This window comes from Pedobacter sp. 01N310, assembly GCF_056399805.1.
The window spans coordinates 802,285-824,634 of the sequence record NZ_JBFTSB010000001.1; the positions used below are offsets into that span (position 1 = coordinate 802,285).

Annotated in this window: 11 protein-coding genes; 10 read left to right on the forward strand and 1 reads right to left on the reverse strand. The window is 38.4% G+C overall.

Annotated features, from left to right (window positions below; all coding sequences use genetic code 11):
• Positions 1–180 precede the first annotated feature (180 nt).
• The 3 genes from AC1DNH_RS02995 to AC1DNH_RS03005 all read left to right on the forward strand — a co-directional run bounded on the left by AC1DNH_RS02995 (position 181) and on the right by AC1DNH_RS03005 (position 6,272).
• Positions 181–3,615, forward strand: a complete 3,435-nt coding sequence (locus tag AC1DNH_RS02995) for a malectin domain-containing carbohydrate-binding protein (protein WP_477625152.1) — start codon at positions 181–183, stop codon at positions 3,613–3,615.
• A gap of 98 nt (positions 3,616–3,713) precedes the next feature.
• Complete coding sequence (locus AC1DNH_RS03000) at positions 3,714–5,282, forward strand: sodium:solute symporter family protein (protein WP_477625153.1); 1,569 nt, start codon at positions 3,714–3,716, stop codon at positions 5,280–5,282.
• 57 nt (positions 5,283–5,339) lie between these two features.
• Positions 5,340–6,272: a dihydrodipicolinate synthase family protein gene (locus AC1DNH_RS03005; RefSeq protein ID WP_477610474.1), complete on the forward strand. Its 933-nt coding sequence runs from the start codon at positions 5,340–5,342 to the stop codon at positions 6,270–6,272.
• A gap of 52 nt (positions 6,273–6,324) precedes the next feature.
• On the opposite strand, the gene AC1DNH_RS03010 is transcribed toward AC1DNH_RS03005, so the two are convergent.
• Positions 6,325–7,194 carry an AraC family transcriptional regulator gene (locus AC1DNH_RS03010; protein WP_057935132.1) on the reverse strand — a complete coding sequence of 290 codons (870 nt, stop codon included), beginning with the start codon at positions 7,192–7,194 and terminating at the stop codon, positions 6,325–6,327.
• Positions 7,195–7,417: 223 nt separating this feature from the next.
• Here AC1DNH_RS03010 and AC1DNH_RS03015 point away from each other — a divergent pair, with 223 nt between their 5' ends.
• The 7 genes from AC1DNH_RS03015 to AC1DNH_RS03045 all read left to right on the forward strand — a co-directional run bounded on the left by AC1DNH_RS03015 (position 7,418) and on the right by AC1DNH_RS03045 (position 22,024).
• Positions 7,418–9,052 (forward strand): fucose isomerase, encoded by a 1,635-nt coding sequence (locus AC1DNH_RS03015; RefSeq protein ID WP_477585227.1) that lies wholly within the window; start codon positions 7,418–7,420, stop codon positions 9,050–9,052.
• Positions 9,053–9,062: 10 nt separating this feature from the next.
• Positions 9,063–9,731 (forward strand): DUF3826 domain-containing protein, encoded by a 669-nt coding sequence (locus AC1DNH_RS03020; protein ID WP_477610373.1) that lies wholly within the window; start codon positions 9,063–9,065, stop codon positions 9,729–9,731.
• A 505-nt stretch (positions 9,732–10,236) separates the two neighbouring features.
• Positions 10,237–13,374 (forward strand): SusC/RagA family TonB-linked outer membrane protein, encoded by a 3,138-nt coding sequence (locus tag AC1DNH_RS03025; protein WP_477625154.1) that lies wholly within the window; start codon positions 10,237–10,239, stop codon positions 13,372–13,374.
• Between the two features lie 25 nt (positions 13,375–13,399).
• Positions 13,400–15,238 (forward strand): RagB/SusD family nutrient uptake outer membrane protein, encoded by a 1,839-nt coding sequence (locus tag AC1DNH_RS03030; protein WP_477625155.1) that lies wholly within the window; start codon positions 13,400–13,402, stop codon positions 15,236–15,238.
• Positions 15,239–15,262: 24 nt separating this feature from the next.
• The gene (locus AC1DNH_RS03035; protein WP_477610837.1) at positions 15,263–16,192 is read left to right on the forward strand and encodes a hypothetical protein; all 930 of its coding nucleotides are present in this window, start codon (positions 15,263–15,265) and stop codon (positions 16,190–16,192) included.
• A gap of 543 nt (positions 16,193–16,735) precedes the next feature.
• A complete protein-coding gene (locus tag AC1DNH_RS03040; protein WP_477625156.1) occupies positions 16,736–19,972 on the forward strand; it encodes a SusC/RagA family TonB-linked outer membrane protein in 3,237 nt (1,078 codons plus the stop codon).
• A 36-nt stretch (positions 19,973–20,008) separates the two neighbouring features.
• The gene (locus tag AC1DNH_RS03045) at positions 20,009–22,024 is read left to right on the forward strand and encodes a RagB/SusD family nutrient uptake outer membrane protein (RefSeq protein WP_477625157.1); all 2,016 of its coding nucleotides are present in this window, start codon (positions 20,009–20,011) and stop codon (positions 22,022–22,024) included.
• Positions 22,025–22,350 lie beyond the last annotated feature (326 nt).

Genomic DNA, 22,350 nt, shown 5'->3' on the forward strand with positions numbered 1-22,350 from the left:
GTCTTAGCCTGGATTAACACACGCCAGATTTGCCTGAACACATCCCCGCGAAATTTCCCGAAGAGGTACGTGGGGACACGTACCTTGGCTAGTTGCCTCGGTTTGAGCCCGTACGAACCAAAAAGAATTCAATTTAAACAATTGCTTTTACTGCTGTTATGCTTCATCAATTTTTATGGAGTGAGTTCACTCTATGCACAAAATCAAACCAGGAAAGATGTTTTATTAAATTCAAACTGGCTCAGTATTGCCGATGAAAAAAACAACAATACTTTTGATGGTTTTCAGTTAGCCAGCTACAAAACCTTAAACTGGAAAAAAGTAAATGTTCCGCACAACTGGGATCAATATGAAGGCTATCAACGGAAACTTCATGGCAATAAACATGGCTATGCCTGGTACCGCAAAACATTTAAAAATAACGGAATTAAGTTTGGAAAACGTTTTTTTCTGTATTTTGAAGGTGTGGGTTCGTATGCAACTGTTTGGTTAAACGGTAAAAAAGTGGGTTATCACGCTGGTGGGAGAACAACTTTTACTTTGGATGTCACTTCAGCCATCAAATTAAATAACCAGGAAAATGTACTAGCGGTAAGGGCCGATCATCCTGCAAATATCCAGGATTTACCCTGGGTTGATGGTGGTTGTTCTACAGAACGCGGTTTTTCAGAAGGTTCGCAACCAATGGGCATTTTCCGGCCGGTTCATTTAATTGTGACTAATGATATCCGTGTTGAACCTTTTGGTGTTCACATTTGGAACGATAATAAAATCTCTGCAGAATCTGCTGTTTTAAACCTGAGTACCACACTTAAAAACTATGGTTTAAAGCCTAAAAATATAAACCTTGTAAACAGATTGCTGGATCTGAATGGAAAACAGATTAAAGAACTGAAAAAATCTGTTGTTGTTCCTGTCGGAAAAGAAATTCAGATCGATCAGCAGACAGACAAGATCATCAATCCAAAACTTTGGTCGTTAGAAAATCCGTATCTCTATACTTTACAAACTACCATTATGGAAAATGGAAAGATTGTAGATGAGTTGAAAACCCCTTACGGAATCAGATGGATCAGCTGGCCCATTGGTGAACAAGCAAACCAGAAACAGTTTCTGTTAAATGGAAAACCGGTTTTTATTAACGGTATTGCCGAATATGAACATCTAATCGGGCAGAGCCATGCTTTTAGTAACGAGCAGATCAGTTCGAGAGTTAGGCAAATTAAAGCTGCTGGTTTTAATGCTTTCCGCGATGCACATCAACCACATCATTTATTGTATTCTGATTATTGGGATAAAGAAGGGATTTTATGCTGGACCCAAATGGCTGCTCATATCTGGTATGATACACCCGAATTCAGAAAGAACTTTAAATCACTTTTAACAGACTGGGTAAAAGAGCGCAGAAACAGTCCGGCAGTTGTTTTATGGGGCTTGGAAAACGAGAGTACTTTGCCTGAAGATTTCGCAAAAGAATGTACAGAGCTGATTAGAAAACTCGATCCGACAGCTTCATCACAAAGAAAAGTAACCACTTGTAATGGCGGAAAAGGAACGGATTGGGATGTTCCCCAAAACTGGACCGGCACCTATGGTGGTAATCCGTTAACTTATGGAGAAGATCTTCAGCGGCAGGTTTTGGTTGGTGAATACGGTGCCTGGAGAACAATTGATCTTCACAAACCCGATGCCAATGGAAAAGGTTATACGGAGAACAAAATGACCGATTTAATGGAGACTAAGGTACGCTTGGCCGAGTCGGTAAAAGATAAAACTGCTGGTCATTTTTTCTGGTTGTATAGCTCACACGATAACCCGGGCAGGGTGCAGGGTGGTGAAGGATTGAGAGATCTGGATCGGGTAGGCCCGGTAAATTACAAGGGCATGTTTACACCTTGGGAAGAACCTACTGATGTATTTTATATGTTCAGGGCAAATTATGCACCAAAACAAACTGAACCTATGGTGTATATTGTTTCTCATACCTGGCCTAACCTTTGGAACAAACCAGGTATAAAAGACAGTATAGTGGTTTATTCTAACTGCGATGAAGTAGAACTTTTTAATGATGTAAACGGCAAATCTTTAGGTAGAAGAAAACGCGGTACAATCGGCACACATTTCCAATGGAACAAGCCTGATATCCGGTATAATGTATTGTATGCCGTGGGTTACGTAAATGGAAAAGCAGTAGCCATAGATAAAATCGTGCTGCAGAATTTACCCCAAAGTCCAAATTTTAATGCTTTAATAAATGATAAAAAGTTAACCGTTCCTACACAGGGATATAAATATGTATACCGCGTAAATTGTGGTGGTGGAGATTATATTGATACCAATGGCAATAAATGGTCTGCTGATCGAAATTTAAGTGCTCCTGATAACTTTGGCTCAACCTCTTGGACCGCGGATTTTACTGGTGTTCCAACATTTTTTGCTAGTCAGCGCCGTACTTTTCAACCTATAGACGGGACTAAAGATTGGAAGCTTTTTCAAACTTTTAGATATGGCAGAGATCGGTTAAAATATCATTTTCCGCTTCCAGACGGTGAATACCTGGTTGAACTTTATTTTATAGAGCCTTGGCTGGGTATAGGCGGAGGTTTTGATGCCAAAGCCATGCGTTTATTTGATGTAGCATTTAATGGTAAAACGGTTATTAAAGATTTAGATATCTGGAAGGAAGCAGGAAGTAATACCTTACTAAAGAAAACGATTAAAACGACTGTTAAAGGTGGCTTTTTGGATATTAATTTCCCAGAAGTAAAAGTTGCACAGGCAGTGATTTCTGCCATTGCAATTTCAGGTCTGAACCAAAACATCCAAGCTGCACCATCAAGTAAATCACTCCTGAGCAAAATTAAAAATGCAGCACTATGCGATTGGTTGGATATTGGAGAAGAGCAGTTTAAAGGTGAAAATTCAACTTTTACCGATCTGCCTTCGAATTTATACGGTGCCGAGTGGCTAAAGGCATCACGCGCACAGGAAAGTATCGAATTTACTGCAACTGATACTGTGGATACGTTTGTGGCACTGAATATCAATAGTAGTGTGCCTCAGGGATTCGAAGACACCAAAACTTCACTAACCAATAGTAAGGATGAGATATTCGGTCTTTATCGGAAAAGACTTATTCCGAATGAGCGCATAATTTTTGACAGTAGAATAGCTACCGTTTTTGTATTACCGGTTACCCATTTACAACCCGCTTACGATTTAAAAACCACAACTACTTATAAAGCTACTGATGGTATTTTAGAAGGCAGTGAGGTTGTGAAAGCAATTTTAATGGATAAACAGCGTGTAATTTTTAATGCAGCGAGCCAAGGGAGCTTAACCTGGCAGTTATCAGTTGGCGTTGCCGATACCTATTCCTTAACCCTAAAATACCATAACCCGTCAGAGCAGCTTTTGAAAGGGAAACTCGAGTTTTTATCGGCAGATGGAACATTAATGAAAACAGAAATGGTCGAATTTGCGCCAACTAAAACCGGAAAATGGAACTACCTCAGTACCAATACCGGGAGTATGATTAATGCAGGGACTTATAAACTCAAATTGATTGCTACAGAAACCAAAGGACTGGCAGTTGATGCTTTAGATGTTCAATAAGATAAGATGGTACAATATGTAGCCAAAATCTTATATTAATGTTGATATTTAGACATGCATATTTGTTTTAACCAAATTAATAAACGAGCCAACAAATAATGAAAGGACTTCCTGTAGTCGATCTTGCAATAATCTTCATTTATCTTGTTGGAATGATATTAGTTGGGGTTTATTTTTCGAGGAAAAATAAAAACTCCGAGCAATTTACAAAAGCTTCGGGCCTGATCCCCGGATGGGCGATAGGTTTATCAATTTATGCAACATTTTTAAGTAGCAATACCTTTTTAGGGGTGCCCGGAAAAGCCTTTGGTAGCAATTGGAATGCATTTGTATTCAGCATTTCGATGCCGTTGGCCGCCTGGATCGCTTCAAAATATTTTGTACCCTTTTATCGGAATACCGGCGAAATATCGGCCTATACGCATTTAGAAAAACGTTTTGGCGCCTGGGCGAGGGTTTACGCAGTGGTGTGTTTCTTGTTAACGCAACTGGCCAGAATGGGATCGATATTTTTTGGAATTGCCTTGAGCTTACAAGCACTCACAGGCTATTCTATGCAGATGATTATGATCGTAATGGGCATTTGTATCATTGTTTATACCGTTTTAGGAGGAATTGAAGCGGTAATATGGACAGAAGTGGTACAAGCAGTAGTGAAGACTTTTGGCGCCTTGCTTATTCTGTACTTAATCATTTCGAATATGCCAGGAGGAGTTTCTAAGATTGTAGAGATCGGGAAATCGGCCAATAAGTTTAGCTTAGGTAGTTTTAAGCTCGATTTTGTAGGATCATCGTTTTGGGGCGTGTTGCTTTATGGTTTTTTTATCAACCTGAATAACTTCGGAATGGACCAAAACTACATTCAGCGATACCATACTGCATCCTCAAGTAAAGCAGCTTCGAAATCGATCTGGCTGTGTGTTTGGTTGTATATCCCGGCATCATTGCTCTTTTTTATTATAGGATCTTGCTTGTATGCCTATTATGAAATCAATCCGGAATTGGTGCAGTCGATAAAACACCAGGTAGCTATTGAGCGTTTGCCTTTACATGCTTCGGCAGCAGAGGTGTTGAAGGTACAACATGCATTACAGCCATCGGATTATGGTGACAAAATTATGCCACATTTTATGGTGACTAAAATCCCCATAGGTTTGGTTGGTTTAATTGTATCGGCCATTTTATCTGCAGCAATGAGTACCATAAGTTCAGGGATGAACGCCTCGGCAACGGTGTTTTCGGTAGATATTTACAAAAGATATTTTAAACCTGATGTAACCGAAAAGCAGAATTTATCACTGTTACATTTGGCCACCATTGGCTTTGGTTTATTGGGTATGATTGCTGGTATTGCCATGATTGGTGTAAAAAGCATTTTAGATGTGTGGTGGGAATTATCAGGGATTTTTGCTGCAGGGATGTTAGGACTATTCCTTTTGGGTATTATTAGCAGGCAAACTAAAAACCATGAAGCCATAACAGCAACAATGATAGGCATTGCCGTAATTATATGGATGACATTTTCTTCACTTCTTCCTCCAGAATATGAAATTTTTAGAAATCCTTTACATAAAAACATGATTATCGTGATCGGCACTTTAACCATTTTTTTAGCAGGACTTTTCCTGACGAAAATTAAAGATAGAAAAACTAAAACAGCCCATTAAAAGCCATTCTGGCTTTATCAGGCAATTAAATAGAACAATTTACCATATCAGAATATAATGGAAAACTCACAAAAAGGGTTCATCCCGGTAATGCTCACGCCTTTTTTAAGCAATGGGAACATCGATTACCCAGCCCTTACACAGCTTACCGAGATTTATTTACAGGCCGGATCATCAGGCTTATTTGCCAATTGTCTGTCGAGCGAAATGTTTGAATTGACTGGTAAAGAACGAATTCAGGCCATAAAACATGTGATTAAAGTTGTTAATGGCGCCGTGCCAGTGGTAGCCACAGGAACTTTTGGTGGCGCGATTTCCGAACAGGCCGATTTTGTAAAAGAAGTGAGCGATGCAGGGGTAGAGGCCGTGATTGCCATTACAAGCTTGTTGGCTGATGAAAGTGAATCGGACGAGGTTTTTAATGATCGTGTTTTCGATCTTATCGATCAAACAGATAAAATTCCATTGGGATTTTATGAATGTCCGGTGCCTTATAAAAGGGTATTAAAACCTACTCAACTGGCCGATTTTGTGTCAACCGGAAGAGTGATTTACCATAAAGATACCTGCCTGGATCTTAGTCAGATTAAAGAAAAACTGAAACTGACTGAAGGCAGGGCTTTTGGATTGTACGATGCCTATATCGTGCATGCGGTAGAATCATTAAAAGCTGGAGCTTCGGGCTTATCGTGCATTCAAGGTAATTATTTCCCTGAATTGATTGTTTGGCTTTGCGACCATTATAATGATGAAGCTTTTAAAGATGAAGTACAAGTGGTACAACAGTTTTTAATCGATAACATGGACGTAATGCATAATGTTTATCCAGTGGTGTCGAAATATTTCCTGCAAAAGCGCGGGCTTAATATCTCAACTTTTACCCGCAGAAATGTTGGCTCGTTTACGCCAAGTGTAGTTAAAGAAGTAGAAACATTGTTTGATGATTACACTTTATTACGCAATAATTTAAATATTAAGGTTTTTATATAGTCTTGTTTAAACCTCGCAGGTTTTAAAAACCTGCGAGGTTTGGTATTGAAATCTAATTCAAATACTTCCTTTTATAGTCCAAAGGTGTCATTCCGGTAACTTTTTTAAAGTGCCTGTAGAAATTAGATACATTATTAAAACCGCAATCAAAACAGATCATTTCGGTTGGTAGCTTGTTTTCAATTAAAAAACGGCAGGCATGACTCACCCTAATTTCAATCAGGAAATCATAAAAGGTCTTTTTCGTCATCAGTTTAAAATACCTGCAGAAAGAAGTTACACTTAAGTTACTTAATGAAGCCACTTCTTCCAATGTAATATCCTTTTTATAATTACTCAGGGTATAATTACATATTTTATTGATACGGAGTGTTTCAGACTCATTGCTTTGATAGAATGTATTTTTGCTCGTTACAATTGTCGAAAATTCATCCGTCTCGGCCAATGTTTTAAGGATAGATAAGAGGATAATGATCCGGTCTAAATTGGTTGCATCAACTGCAGCCCGCATTAAATCAACCAGTTTATCTTTAGCTTTCCCTTTAATTACCATTCCGCTTTTTGCTTTTTCGAATAATTTAGGGATCAGGTAAGCTTCAGGTAAAGTAAGCATGTATTTACCCAAACAATCGGGCAAGAAATGAATCACCATGGCTTCAGTTGTAAGATCGGGGTTATTCTGGAAGTATTCATCTTTACAACGCCAGGTATGAGGCAGATTTTCGCCTAATAGCACCATCTCATCTGGCACAAAATTACTGATGTTATCACCAATAAAACGAACGCCTTCTCCTTTGATTACATAATGCAGTTCTAGCTCAGGATGATAATGCCAGATATTCCCAAAATCGGGTTTGATATCATGACGGATACTAAAGGAACTTTGTAAGGTAATTGGAACTTTATGAAAATGAGGTTTCATGTAAAAATAAATATTTGGTTAGGGCTGTATTACAATATTCTACAAATTATACCACAGCGGTCTAAAGTTAACGAGTTTAATGATAACATCCTATATTAATTTGATAAAAACTATCAGAAAATAGTGTTTTTCATTGTTGAGTTTTGTATATAGCCATATAGGCGTAACCAAAATATAAGCTGACAAATTATTTTTATATAAATTATTTGTTCATTAATAAATTATGAGACAAGGTAAACAAGGAGAAATTCTACTGGTTTCAAGTGGCGATCTACGGCTTTCAGCAAATCAAAATTGCTGGGCTGCTCAAGTCGAAATGGAGCGAAAATTAACTTTAGCCATCGAACAATTTGGCTGGAAAGTTAAACGTGCCCATTCATACAATTCAACAAAAAAACATGGCTTTATCGATTCGCAAAGAATGGGTATGGATATCTTTAGAAATATTGATCCCAACCAACCTATAATTGTAGCAGAAAGTGTTTGGCAATACTCACATCATGTACTTGCAGGGCTTACCACACATCGTGGCCCGATACTAACCGTAGCCAACTGGAGCGGACAATGGCCTGGTTTGGTAGGCATGTTAAATCTGAACGGTTGCTTAACCAAAGCGGCAATTCCATATAGTACTTTATGGAGTGAAAATTTTACGGATGATTTTTTTACCGATGGCCTGCAAGAATGGCTCACAACCGGCAAGGTCAGTTACGATCAAAGTCATGTAAAAAGTTTTGCCTTAAGTAAGATCCCACTAAGCGACGACAAGAAAGGAAGAACTTTTGCCAAAAGCTTAAAAGAGCGAAAAGTGATCATGGGCGTGTTTGACGAAGGCTGCATGGGTATGTACAATGCTATCATTCCTGACGAACTGCTGCACAAAACCGGTTTCTTTAAAGAGCGTTTAAGTCAATCGGCATTATATGCAGGTATGCTGCAGGTTACCAATGGTGAAGCAGAGGCTGTTTTAGATTGGCTTTTGCAAAAAGGAATGACCTTTAACTGGGGAACTGAAGAGGAGACACAATTAACTAAAAACCAAACCCTCGAACAGTGTAAAATGTATATCGCCGCCCTGAGGATTGCTGATCATTTTAGCTGCGATACCATTGGAATCCAGTATCAGCAAGGATTGAAAGATTTAACTGTAGCCAGCGATTTAGTAGAGGGTTTATTAAATAACGAAGACCGTCCGCCGGCATTTTCTGTAGATGGTAAAGAACTTTACCCAAAACGGGCTTTACCACATTTTAACGAGGTAGACGAATGTGCCGGTTTAGATGCCCTGGTAACCTACAATCTTTGGAAAGAATTAGGAATGACCGGAGAAAACACCCTTCATGACATCCGTTGGGGTGAATATTACAAAAATGATGATGTAGACGGTTTTGTTTGGCTGTTTTTAATCTCTGGAGCAGCACCACCTGCACATTTTATTGATGGTTATGCCGGAGCAAGCAGCGATAGGCAGCCAGCTATGTATTTCCGTTTAGGTGGTGGATCGTTAAAAGGCATCAGTAAACCAGGTTTCATTGTTTGGAGCCGAGTTTATGTAATGGATAACGAATTACATTGCGATTTGGGCGTTGGAGAAGTAGTAGCTTTGCCTGCGGCCGAAACCAAAAGACGTTGGGACGGAACAACACCCGAATGGCCAATTATGCATGCCATTTTGAAAGGCGTGAGCCGCGATCAGTTGATGGCCAGACATAAAGCTAACCATATTCAGGTGGTTTATACCAATTATGAAGCCGGAGCGCACGAAGCTTGCCGCATTAAAGCAGCTGCAATGGATGAACTTGGCTTAAAAGTGCACTTTTGCGGAGATGTGAACCTAAAAAAAATAAATACAATTTAAATATAAAGACATGAAATCATCAATTTTAGCCTTACTGTTAACCTTCTCGAGCATTACTGCAATTTTTGCTCAGAACAATCCTGTGAACGATAAAGAAGCCTATGTGAAAATGATTACCGAGCGTTCGGCTAAAATTGTTGCCAATCTTGGAATTACAGATGCGAAGAAAACCGAAAAAGTGACGGTAATCATCAGAGATCAATATAGCAATTTAAACGACATCTATGCCGCGCGCGACATTCGTGTTAAAGCAATTAAAGAAAAAAACAAAGACAATAAAGTAGAACGCGATTCAGCCCTTGCTAAGGATAGCCGTGTGGTAGAAACATCATTAGCTAAACTCCATAAAAAATACACCGGCAAACTTTCTGCGCAACTAACTAATGAGCAGGTTGAGCTGGTTAAAAACGGTATGACCTATAATGTATTGCCCATCACTTACAAAGCTTATCAGGAAGAAATTTTAACGCTGACCGAAGATCAGAAAAAACAGATCCTGATCTGGCTTACCGAAGCACGTGAACATGCTATGGATGCAGAATCATCAGATAAAAAGCATGCATGGTTTGGTAAATACAAAGGACGCATTAACAATTACTTATCAGCTGCCGGATACGATCTGAAGAAAGAAGGAGCAGAGTGGGAGAAAAGGAGAAAAGCAAAAGCGCAAACAAACTAGCATGGCTGATGGAGCGTATTTAAACGCTCCATTATTTTTTATATTTTTTTATTCAAGAATATTTCATTTATATATGAATTTATACTTATATTGTATTGTGAATAAAATCACTAAATAGCTTATAGAGAAAAGGTTAATCTTTAATTGATAAAATTATACAATAACCGTTGCTATTTTGTTTGAAAAATTGATATTCCTTCATTAATGTAAAGTTAAAATATACTTTCTAACCAATAATTTTTTAATCTAAAAACAAAAATATGAGCCACCACAAAGACAATTAATGTTAGATAGATTTTTAAAATAACGCTGTCTAATTCTTATGCCTAACTAGCATGCTGTAAAAGCAAATACAAACAAACCCATCCTTAACCGGAAACACTATTGAATAAACTGTATAGCAATTGCCTGTACAGCTTATATATGCTAATGAAATTAATCAAACTCAATGCATGATTGATATCAGATTAGCTGTATTAGTAAAAAAACTAACCAAATAACAAATATGAACTCAAAATTTTTACGAAAAACCTCATGGGTTTTAGTGCTCATGTTATTCACATGTGCCGCTGTTTTTGCGCAACAAAAACAGATTACCGGTAAGGTGGTAGACAAAAAAGACGGGCAACCCATTCCGGGTGTAACTGTCGGGATACGCGGCAAAACTAACAACGTAAGTACCAATGATAAAGGTGAGTTTGCATTGATCGCCGATCCTGCCACCGACGCATTAGTATTTTCTTATATTGGCTTTATCAGGCAAACTATTCCACTGGTCGGAAAAACCAGTTTAACGGTAAATTTTGTAGAAGACAGTCAGAATTTAGATCAGGATGCCGTTGTTGTTATTGGTTATGGAACGAAGAAACGCAGTGAGATTTTAGGTTCAGTGGCCAATATCAGGGCTGAAGAAATTCAGGATTTACCTGTGCCGAACATTGCTGCTGCACTTCGGAATAAGATTGCTGGTGTTGGTGTTAACTCTGTTTCAGGCAAACCTGGTTCTTCGGTTACCATTAATATAAGAGGAGCATCAAGATCAGAACAATCGGCCTTACTGGGCGCGACTACCGAACCATTATACGTAATTGATGGGATTACAGTTACCCGCGATGATTTCGATAATTTAGATCTAACTATGGTTGAAGATATCTCTTTCCTAAAAGATGCTTCAGCAGCTATTTATGGCGCATCGGGTGCAAAGGGAGTAGTTTTAATTACTACTAAAAAAGGAAAAAGAGGAAAGCCACAAATCAGTTATACCGGGTTTTTAGGCTTTTCGGATAATGCAGCAAATGTAGATATGCTTTCTGCATACGAGCATGCCCAGCTGCTAAATGACGGTTATAGAATTGCAAATTCGCCAACTTCTTCTATGTTTTCTGCTGCAGATTTAGAACAACTGAAAAACAGCAGTATTAAAGGCTGGTTTGACGAATTATGGAAGGTTTCTAAGGTAAACCGGCATAATATGAATGTTTCTGGAGGGTCTGAAGCCATCACCTTTTTCGCCGGAGGAAATTATTATGATGAATCTGGTAACTACGGTGGTATTAACTACAGTAAATATGCTTTCAGATCGGGTATGAATGCTAAAATTATCGATGGATTAACAGCTACTGTTACCTTAAGTGCAGATTTTTCGAAAAAGACAAGTGATACTTATAAAAATGGCGGAGAAAACGATCAAGCTTTTTTCCAACAGTTGATTACAACACCTAAATGGGTGCCGATTCAAATTGATGGCAAACCAATTAATTACAATAGCAATACCAATCCGCTTGCTGTTGTAAATTCAGGAAATAATATTTTCGATAAATCTCAAGGACTGGCGCTAAATGCTTCTGTTGATTATAAACCAAAATTTATACCAGGTTTAACCGGGCGCCTGCAATTTGGCAAAAATAACCGAAGCGGTACAAGTGGCCAATACGTGCCACCATACACCGTTTATAATTTCAAAACAACCGGACAAAACAATTTACTTTACACCAATGAAGTTGTAAGTACAATAACTGCAGTAGGTGCTGCAAATACGCAGCTCTCTTCGGGCACAAACTCATCTTCAAGTTATCAGGCTATTGCATCACTAAGTTACGACAGGACATTTGGAAAACATAGCTTGAATGTGCTAGCTGCTTTCGATCAATCAGAGGGTGTAAGTGAGCAATTGAATGTGTACTGGCGAAACCAGGTTTTACCGGGTATTGACGAGTATTGGGGTTTCGATCGCTCAACTTTCACGCTACAGAACAAAAGCATTTTCGAATCGGTTCAGCGTTCTTACATCGGCAGGTTAAATTACGATTATGGCAAGAAATACTTTATTGAAGCAATTGCTCGTATGGATGCATCTTCAAATTTTGCACCTGGCAACCGATGGGGCTTGTTTCCAAGTGTTGGTTTAGGATGGGCAATAAGTGAAGAAGATTTTTTTAAAGACAACGTCAAATTTGTAGATCGTTTAAAAGTTAGAGCCAATTATGGATTGGTGGGAGAAAGCAGGATTAATGCCAGGTTATGGCAATCGAGATACACAGTTGATCCGGCAGGATACCTATATAATGAAACATTAACCGGTGGACTCAATCCTGAGATCATGCCTAATCCTGATATTACCTGGGAAAAGGCCCGTACTTTCAACTTAGGTTTAGACGCCTCTTTTTTGAAAAACAAAATCAATTTCACCTACGAATTTTACCACAGGTATTCTTACGATATGTTTGATAAAGGGAACAATGAAAATTTCCCAATGTATGCAGGCTTTGAAGCACCACTGCTAAATTACCAGCAGCGTACCAATTGGGGACATGAGTTTTCAATAGGTTATAAAGCAAAAATTGATAAAAACTGGGGTGTAAATACCGATATTCTCTTTGGTTTTGCCAATAGTCGGATTGATCAGATGTTTTATAATGAATTTCAGTTATGGGATATTACCTATCCTGATTTAAAATACCAGTTCGGAACGGATCCCAATAAATATAACAGTGGCAACTATGGATTGATTTCGAAGGGGATGCTGAGAACACAAGCGGATGTAGATGCACTTCTCAATCAATACCCAACATATACCATTAACAACAGGGTACCACAAGTTGGTTGGCTGTATTATGAAGATACTAATGGCGATGGAAAAATTACTGAAAAAGATCAGGTTCCTATGTTCGAGTCTACCAATTCTTTTGGTATTGGCTTTAATGTGGCCATTTCTTACAAAACATTGAGTTTAAGTACAAACTTTGTAACCAGGTTTGGCGGAAAGGTGTTTTTTGATAGCAAATCAAAAGCACCTGCAAGTACTACGGTTAATGTTCCGGCTTATTGGCGCGATCACTGGACACCAGAAAATCCAAATGCAGAATTTCCAAGGTTTGATGATGCCGGTATAGCAGCCGGTTGGAATTCGACTTTCTGGGCCAGAAGCGGCACAATGATCAGGATAAACAATATGACCTTAACCTATAAGATGCCCAAAAGCTTGCTTAGCAGGGTCGGTATCGCAGATTCTCGATTGGTTTTAACAGGAAACAACCTATGGACTATCGTAAATCCGCTCAAATACAAAGATCCGTACTCTTCAACAATTTATGACTATCCAACTCTGAGGACAATTTCCTTAGGCTTGAATATAAGTTTATAAAGGTTACAAACTTAAAATCTGAACAATGAAATTTAAATATAAAAATACTTTGGCAATTGGCATGCTTGCTATGCTGATGGCATCTTTTTCGGGATGTAAGAAAGATTTCTTCGATGTAAAAGACAGAAATGGGATTGACTCCAGAATATGGGACAATGAAGGGGCAATACAGTTCCTATTAAATGATACCTATGACGTTGTTATGCCCGATTTCCCTTACGAGTTGGCTGCTAACAATGTAATATACGCAAGTGATGAAGACCGTTTTTCTTCATCAGAAAGTATTATGCGCAAAGCAATTGGCGTAAACGGTACCCTAACTTCTAACGACGTGAAGTTTATTGCTACGAAATACCAGGGGACAAAAGGTGATAACAGGTATTTCGACATTGCACGCTGTAACGTTGCCATCAAGGAAATTCCTGGAGGCAACCTTGCACAAGATTCTAAAAATAAACTGCGGGGACAATTTTTTGCATTGAGAGCACTCTCTTACTTTGAACTGACTCGACTTTACGGTGGTGTTCCTCTGGTACTTACACCGCAAAATCCAGATAATGTAGAGTTAAGTGGAAGATCCAGCGCATCAGCATGTTTTAAATCTGTTGTGAGCGATTTGGATTCTGCAATGGTTTTATTAAATAATGTAACCTGGAATGACGGGAATGAACGGGGTAAATTTACACGTAAGGCAGCGGCCGCATTAAAAGGCCGGGTATTGTTATACTGGGCAAGTCCGCAGTTTAATCCCCTAGATAATCCATCACACCCCTTTGATCAAAGCAGGTGGACTACTGCATATCAGGCTTGTAAAGAAGCTTATGATATATGCAAAGCTTCAGGTAACAGTTTATTACCAAACTATGGAGATATTTTTTTGAAGGAAGGAACCAGTAATACGGAGGCTATAATTGTCCGTTCCTATTCTAATAAAGTTGAAAAAAGAGGTCAGAATGTAGAAGCCAAAGCAAGGCCCACAGAAGAGGGTGGTGGTGCATCTGCATTTATTCCGACCTTAAATCTTGTAAACACTTATACCATGAAGGATGGAGTTCCGGTTGGGCAGGCCAGCTCGTTCACTTACGATCCTGTGCTATTTTGGGTAAACCGCGATCCAAGATTGGATGCAACGATAGCCTACAATGGAAGCAGCTGGAAATTAAGCGGTGCAAGCAGCAGGAGACAATGGAATTATGTTTCGAACATTACCGAACCATCGCCGCAGGGCTTTTATATGAAACGATTTTGCGATCCTGAACTGGCGAAAGGCGCTGTGGCTTATGCCAATGATTTTGGGGGGAATGGCTTAGACTGGATAGAGTTGCGTTATGCTGAAGTAATTATGAATTTGGCAGAATGTGCCAATGAAATCGGTAACCTCGCAGAAGCACAAAATTTAGTAAAAGAAATCAGAATTCGCGCTGGCATTCAGGCTGGAACAAAAAATTACGGACTAGATCTGGCTTCATCGAAATTACTAATGCGAGATTTAATACTGAAAGAAAGAATGATAGAATTTGCGTTCGAAGGTAAACGTGCCTACGATTTAAGACGTACCAGAAATTACCATCTTTTACAAGGCTCAATGCAAACCATACAGTGGGAAACAAAATCTGCAGCACTAAAAACTGAACTTGAAGTAGTTACGGCAAATGGAGCACGGTTTAGAGAAGGAGTTAATGTCAATGACAAAACATCTTTTGAGAAATACTTCAAAACCTCAATATTGAACCAGGGCGTAACTGGCTTCAGTATACCAGATACCTATTATTTCTATGCTTTGCCATCAACATTTATGAATTCTAGCCCGTTATTAGAGCAAACAATCGGTTGGGATGGTGGCACTTTTGATCCTTTAAAATAATTCTTTATTTAAACAGATAAAATCATGAAAAGAATTTTAAAATATTTAGGCTTTTTGGCTGTAGGAGCCGTCGTATTTTCTTCATGTAAAAAAGAAGGAGAAAATATATTTAATATGTTTGATGATGTAACAGTAACCTATCATTCAACAAGCCCTTATGCAGTAACCGATTATAAAGAAGTAAATGCAGGTGATAGCGTGTATCTGGATTACACCATAACTTCTGCAAAGGAGGATATGTATGCTGTCTGTATTTTCGAAACATCGGCGGCTATACCCTCTAAAATTATAGTTAACGATAATCAAAGAAGAAATTATTCGGGAGTTGTAAAACTGAAAATGAATACCCGGGTTGGCAAAACATCCTATCGCATTTGGGCTTTGGATAAAGCAGGGGTTTATTTGGGTGACGGTTACAAAACGATTACAATAGAGGTAAGGTCAGATTATAAATATTGGTCTTCAAGAGAATTATATATTCCTGATACATTAGGTAAAGTGAAGAACTGTTATATGTCACTTTCAACAGGAGAACTATTCAATTACAGTAACGGTGCAGCCAGTTCTGATAAAATAGATCTGGGATTGTATAGGTCGCCCGTAACCGGGACACCAAATGCATATTTGTACAATGTTTATGCTTTAAATTCGAGCCCGATTCCTTTTACTTCCTACGACATTAACGCTTGGACCAAAAAAGCAACGTTATTTGCCGCACCAAAAACCGCACAGTCTGCCGCCTTTTTAAATCTTCGAACAGGCGATCAGATTATTACGGCAGGTAAAAGTGCAAAGCCCACACTTAAAGGTATATCTACCGGGCTGATTCCAGGGAGTTTATTTTATTTTTTAACTGCTGACGGAAAGTATGGTGCTTTTTATGTGAATTCTGTTTCGAGTAACAACTCTTCTGGCGGTGTATTCTTAAACGTTGATGTGAAAATTCAGAATTAATACTATCATTTGTGAGCGCTCAATAACATGGGCTTTAATTCATCTAAAACGAGGCAAAATCTGTCTCGTTTTTTTTAATTTATTTTTATTTAAGAATGTTACATTTATATATGAATATATTTCCATATCTTAGATCATCAAATACAGATCAAGCAAAGAACTATATTGATTTGATTTAGTTACGTTAATAGCCTATAATATGTAGCCAAAATCATACAGTAAATAGCCGATTATTGATTGCAATTTTGAGATATAATATACTTTCTAACCAGAATAAATACCAAGATCAAAGTAAAAAATGAGCCAAATTACCCATATTATCACCGATTTTTTTTATTAGAAGCCGTGGTTGATTCTTTTATCATAAAATAATTTTACATCTATTTTCTCTGCTCTCTTAATACGCTCCATTTGTAAAGTTAAAACGATACTATAGTTGCTCAATCGATTGAAGGTTGAAACTTTTGATCATTGAAGAGATCACACCATTAAAAGCAGACGGGAAATTGTCTAAATAGAATTAAAAACTAACCAAATAATAAGATGAACTTAAAATTTTTACGCAAAATTTCTTTGTCCTTGCTATTTATGCTACTGGCAAGCACAATCCTTTTTGCTCAAGACCGAAAGATTACGGGTAAAGTTGTCGATCAGGCAGATGGGCAGGGAATCCCTGGAGTAAATGTAAGTCTAAAAGGTGTTCCAAGCAATGTGAGCACCAATTCTGACGGTGTTTACACCATCCAGGTAAAATCTGATGCAGATGTTCTTGTATTCTCATTTATAGGATATGTAAGACAACAGGTAACCATAGGCAAGCAAACTAATATTGTAGTTCGTTTAGTTCCGGAAAACAAGAGCCTCGAAGATGTGGTTGTTGTTGGTTATGGTACCCAAAAGAGAAGTCATTTAACAGGTGCTGTTGTAGATATAAAGGCAACCGAGGTGGAGGACTTACCTGCAAGTAATATCGGTGCTGCACTGGCTGGAAAAATATTAGGTGTTGGGGTGAGCGGGGGTATTTCAAGACCAGGTTCTACAGCAAAGTTGACCATTAGAAATCCTAACACTATTTTCTCTAAAGACGGCGGTTCTACAGACCCGCTATATGTAATTGATGATGTAATTCAGATCAATCCTCAAAACGGACAACCTGATGCTACACTCTTTAATAACCTGGATCCTTCTGAAATAGAAAGTTTATCTTTCCTAAAAGATGCATCTGCAGCTATTTATGGTACAAGAGCAGGTAATGGAGTAGTACTAGTAAAAACTAAACGCGGTAAAATCGGACCTCCACGCATCAGTTATAGCGGCTCGTATGCCTTTAATGATGAAGCTTACCGAACTAAAATGATGAGCGCCTATCAGTTTGGGATGTATTATAACATTATGAACGGACCGAATGGAGCTAATGTAAATCCAACAGGCGCTTCAGCAGCTGATAGTTTTTTTAGTCAGGACGAATTAGAGCATTTTAAAAACATTAATTACGATTGGTTAGAAGATGCCTGGAAATCATCCTATAACATGAAACACACTTTAAGTATCTCCGGAGGTACAGACCGCGCAACCTATTTCGGTGATGTAGCTTATTACAAGCAAGATGGAAACCTTTCGAGTCTTGATTTTAAACGTTGGAACTTTAGATCAGGTGCCGATATTAAGGTGGCAACCAATCTGAAGGTTGGTTTGCAGGTTTCAGGAAACAATAGCGAACTCATTAAAACATTCAATAAAATTGGTAGTGAGTTAGATGACAACGATTACAGGAACCTCATCCTTGCGCCTCGTTACGTGCCGATGTACATTAATGGATATCCTGTAAAACTACCGGGAACCACTAATGATTTTTCTACCTATCATTTCTACGAAATCGAAAAATTAGGCAATCTGGCGAATACCAGAAATACCAACTTTACGATAAATTTAAATGCTCAATACGATATTCCCTTCGTTAAAGGTCTAAGTGCAAGAGCTGCATATTCTAGAAATATGGGTAGTAGCAATGGATCACAGATCGGAACAAAATATAATGTTTACACCTTTAAAAAATTAGGTACTAATGAACATATTTACGACGGGGCAACATTACCAACAGCTCTTGTTGCTTCTAATGGTAATCGGTTATATTATTCCAATACGACACAAAGTTCAACACAATCAAACTTTGTGCTAACCTATAACAGGTCGTTCGGAAAACATACGATAGGTGCTTTAGCTACGGTAGAAAGATCTGAGCAAGCCTTTAATAATGAGGTTGTATTTAAAGCAGATCCGATCCAACAAACGAATGGCCAGTTTAACTCAGCAACCGGCGCGATAGACGGAAGCACTACAAAATCAGAAGGAGGATCACTATCATATGTTGCAAGAGCAAACTACAGTTACGCAGATAAGTACCTTGCAGAATTTATGTTTAGAAGTGATGCTTCTACCAAATTTGCACCGGGTAACTATTGGGGTAATTTCTATTCAGGCTCATTGGGCTGGGTAATTTCAGAAGAAGATTTTTTTAAAGTACCTGGTATTGACTTCTTAAAACTAAGGTACTCAATAGGTTTATTAGGTAACGACCAAACTAAGGCCTGGTTATGGAGACAGCGTTACACCTTCCAGGATGGTAAAGGAGCAGTATTTGGTGGAGATGGAAATGCAACTGCAGGTTATAAAATGGAAGCATCTCCAAACCCTGATGCAACCTGGAGCGACGAGCTTAAAAATAACGTGGGTATTGATGCTAAATTTTTAAAAAACCGACTTACATTATCTCTGGATGGTTATTATAATCACGCAACAAATATTTTAACAGAGGTAACATCTAATATTCCAATCACGATTGGTGGTTCAGTAGCCTCACAAAATTATGCTACAGCAGATTACTTTGGCTACGAACTGGGAATTGGTTGGAACGATAAAATTGGCAAGGATTTTAGTTATGGCGTAGATTTTAGGTTTGCTTGGTCAGATAATAAAGTAATCAAAGCAGATTACAATGCAAATGATGTTCTATATCCTTGGAATCCACGTAATGGAACTTCATCTGACGTTGGTAAATGGGGTTATGATTATTTAGGCATGTTTAAAGATCAGCAAGAAATCGATGCTTATTTAAGTCAGTACAAAATTACCTCCGTAAATCCAGGTGCTGCCGGTAGCGGATCAGCAGTGTTGGCCAAAGATTTAAAGCCAGGCATGCTCTATTATAGAGATGTTAGAGGACCTTTACAGCCTGATGGATCTTTTGCAGGTCCAGACGGTATAATTGACTTTAATGATCAGGTACAGTTATCAAAAAAAGCCACCAACCATTATGGTTACGGAACAACATTAAAAGCAAATTATAAAGGAATAGGAATAGAGGCGGTAATTTCAGGTTCGTTTGGGGGATGGTCGGAAATCGATGCCCGTAAAAAAATGAACAATTCTATTTCACGCACTTTTGCAAGTGTGCCTGAGATCTGGGGCGATATTTATGATCCCATCCTAAACCCAACAGGTACTATGCCAAACCCAAATTGGGAAGCTACAAGCTTAAGTCCAACATCAAATTTCTGGAAGGTTTCTTCATTTAGAATGCGTTTAGCTAGCATACAGTTAAATTATTCTCTTCCTAAGCGCTGGCTCGAACAAGTTAAAGTAAGTAATGTACGTGTTTACGCAAGCGCGTTAAACCCTTATAATTTCTATAACCCATATTCTTATAGGGATAGTGATACAGCATACGACGTTTTTCCGAATCTGAAAACTTTTTCTTTTGGATTAAACGTAACTTTTTAACAATTAAAAATAGTTGTACTATTAGATTTTAGAGACATGAAAAAGATTAATAAAATATATGTTTTGGTTTCGCTGGTTATATTAACTGCGAGCTGCAAAGACAGTTTTTTAGAAGAGAAAAAAGATTATGCAGGCTTTAATGAGCAGGTTTTTCAAGAAGCCTCACTGGCTCAGGGCTATGTAGATTATGTATACGGGTTGTTTTTACCAGCAAACAATGGCACTCCAAATGTGCAGGTGCAGAGTGCTACAGATAACGGCACTTACAGTTCGGCATTTACTCAAACTACCGATGAGCTGGCAGGTGAAACGGATTGGAATAAAGAATGGGCCCAAATTTCATATGTAAATACAAATGCATTAAAATACTTTGGACAACGTTTGCCAAATAGTGTAGCCAATAACACCTGGACACGCATGAAAGAGATCAATCTTTTTCTACAGGAAATTGATAAGCATGGTTTAACAACAGATATAACCAATAAGTTTAAAGGACAGATGTACTTTTGGAGAGCCTGGCAATATTTCGAACTGGTAAAGTTATATGGCGGGGTACCACTGGTTTTAACGCCTCAAGATCCAATTGTTTCTTCCGGACCTGCGAATGAAATACAAAGAAGCTCATCTTCTGCCTGTATAGAACAGATTGTTAAAGACTTGGATATGGCCATCTCCTTATTGCCTGGAAAATGGACAGGAGTAGATAATGGTAGAATTACATCAGGCGCAGCTGCTGCGCTAAAAGGTAGGGTATTGTTAACATGGGCAAGCCCACTTTTTAACCGCACCGATGACAGGGCACGTTGGGATAGAGCCTACCAAGCAAATTTAGCAGCCAAAACTTTATTAGAAGCTAATGGCTTTGGCTTATATAAAGTAGGAGGAACAGCAAATGGAGTGGCCTGGGGAAATATGTTTATAGCTGATAACAGTATCGAATCTGTATTCGCTTTTGGCTTTAATGCATTAACAACCGGAAATCCACAAAAAAACAACGGTTGGGAACAAGCTACCAGATCGAGAGAAATTAATGGCGGAGGATCAATATCGCCAACCAAACAGATTGTGGATGCTTTTCCGATGAGGGATGGTAAATCTATTAATGCTTCATCTGCTGCATATCCATATTCGGACGCTAAATTTTACAAAAACAGAGACCCTAGGTTTTATAAAACATTTGTATATAATGGAGCCATCTGGCCGTATTCGGGTGCAACTAATTATAAGCAATGGACTTATGTTTGGAAAAAAACGTCAACAGCTGGCTATAATGGCACTACTGAAACAAAAGGAGCCAATGCAAGCGGTATATATTTATGTAAAGCAAATAATCCAAACGCAAACAATACAATTGGTAACTTTAGCAATAGTCCAACCGACTATATGGAGATAAGATTTGCAGAAGTTGTACTAAATCTTGCTGAATCAGCTATCGGTGCAGATAAACTTAGCGAAGGTTTTGAAGGCATTAAATCTATAAGAGATAGGGCAGGCATTTTAGCCGGTACAGACGGGTCTTATGGTTTGGATGTTGGTTTAAGCCGCGACCAATTATTTGCAGCTGCTTTAAACGAAAGAAAAGTAGAATTCGCCTACGAAAGCAAACGCTTCTGGGATCTAAGAAGATGGATGCTTTTTGAATCTGGTCCTACCGCCACAAGGTTAGGTTTTACACCATTAAATGGCACGCGTAGAACAGGGTTTTATATTGGAGTTAAAACACTTGCAGGTGCTGATTACGTTGGTGCAAATGATCCTTTATTAAAACCGGCCTCAGGAACGGCTCCGCTTATTGATAGAGATCCTGCAACTTATCCTGCTGGAATTACCACCTACGATCAATACGTTGATTACCTTTACGATAACTATTTCAAGATCAGTGTAAGAGACGATCTTGATAAAACAAGCCCGGCTAACTGGAAATTTACATGGTACCCACAATATTATTTCTTCGGCATCAATCAAACGGTATTATCAGCAAGTCCATATCTCCAACAAACAACAGGTTGGGATAGCATGAATGGTGCTGGTACCTTCGATCCATTAAAGTAATTACAGAATATCTTCGGGGCGGTTTGCTCACCACCCCGGTTTTTTTATATTTGGTTTGGAAAAAGGGGACATTAATTTGTTTCCTTTTTTTTATTTAAGAATGTTACATTTATATATGAATTTTATTCCTATCTTGTAACATGGCTGCGAGAATGAATTTAATTTGTTACAGGCATTTTTGCCAATTGATAAGATGATACAATAGATAGCCAAAATTATACATTAAACAGGTGCTTTTTGCATGCAAATTTGAAAGATAATATACTTTCTAACCAAAATTACTTACAAGGATAGACAAAGAAATGAGCCACGATTTTCAATATCAG